This is a genomic window from Mesorhizobium sp. M7A.F.Ca.CA.003.01.2.1, from assembly GCF_003998945.1.
Taxonomy (GTDB): domain Bacteria; phylum Pseudomonadota; class Alphaproteobacteria; order Rhizobiales; family Rhizobiaceae; genus Mesorhizobium; species Mesorhizobium ciceri.
Genome location: NZ_RZRA01001287.1, coordinates 1 through 1164, shown reverse-complemented (window position 1 = coordinate 1164; position 1164 = coordinate 1). Strand labels below are relative to the sequence as shown.

Here is a 1164-nt window from a genome sequence, read left to right as displayed (position 1 = left end):
ATCTTGCGAACCGTGAAGTTCTCCTGGAAGCCGGCGCCGGCGCGGGCGATGACGACGCCCTCATAGGCCTGGACGCGGGTGCGGGTGCCTTCGGTCACGCGGACCTGGACGCGCACGGTGTCGCCGGGCTGGAATTCGGGAAGCTTGCGCTTGGCTTCGATCTTGGCGGCCTGTTCGGCCTCGAGCTGACGGAGAATATCCATCTCAAAAGTCCACTTCTTGTTCTTCCGACAGTCAGAGCGTCCGACACTCGCCTTGCAGTTCCATTGACCGCTTGGCTATGCCTTTTGTCTCCAAGACATTTGTCTTTGAAACATCAGGCAGGGGCGACTACACCGTCATTGTTGACGGGTCCGGCAGATTCTTTCTGGCCGGTACGGGCGGGCACATACAGCTATTTCGCCGCTTTGTCACGCCTTGGGCGCGCATTTTCTGCTCGCATGGCACCATCGTAATCCTGCCGTGCCGGGTTGCGCCGGTCGTTCAGGCTTTCTAAAGCCTGAAATAACACAGTTTTGAGCGGCCGCAATTCATGTCTGTCTTCGATGCCATCGTGCTGTTTCTAGCGGGCTTTCTGTCAGGCGCCGCCAATGCGGTCGCCGGTGGCGGCACCTTCATCACCTTCGGCGCCATGACGTTGGTCGGCCTGCCGCCGATCGTTGCCAACGCCACCTCCTCGGTGACGCAATTTCCAGGCTACATCACCTCGACCCTCGCCTACTCGGCCGATATCAGGCACTTCTGGCGCGGCGCGCTGCTGCTGTGCCTGATCTCGGCCGTGGGCGCACTGGCCGGCGCTCTGATCCTTTTGGCGCTCGACAATCCCTCGTTTCGCGCTCTGGTGCCGTGGCTGCTGCTAGCCGCGACGGCCCTGTTCGCCGCCGGCCCCTGGCTGAAACCAGTGCCAAAGCCCGGCCATGAAGCGGCGGTGGGCTCGCTGGCCGGCTCGCTCGCGCAGTTTCTCACCGCCATCTATGGGGGCTTCTTCGGCGCCGGCATGGGCGTGATGATGCTGGCGACGCTCGGCCTCACCCAGGCCGGCGACTATCACCGGCTGAACGCGTTGAAGAACATGCTGGCCATGGTCATCGCCGCTGTCGCGATCGTCGTCTTCGTCTCGGGCGGCGTCGTCGCCTGGCCGCAGGCGATCATCATGATCCCGGG

General features: G+C 63.0%; 2 protein-coding genes. One reads left to right on the top strand and one right to left on the bottom strand.

What is annotated here, in order from left to right:
* A partial coding sequence (locus EN969_RS32035) for a 50S ribosomal protein L19 (protein ID WP_127419785.1) occupies positions 1-203 on the bottom strand: 203 nt, incomplete at its 3' end.
* Between the two features lie 329 nt (positions 204-532).
* On the opposite strand from EN969_RS32035, the gene EN969_RS32025 reads away from it, so the two are divergent.
* Positions 533-1164 (top strand): sulfite exporter TauE/SafE family protein (locus EN969_RS32025; RefSeq protein WP_164758711.1); only part of this gene is annotated, 632 nt, incomplete at its 3' end.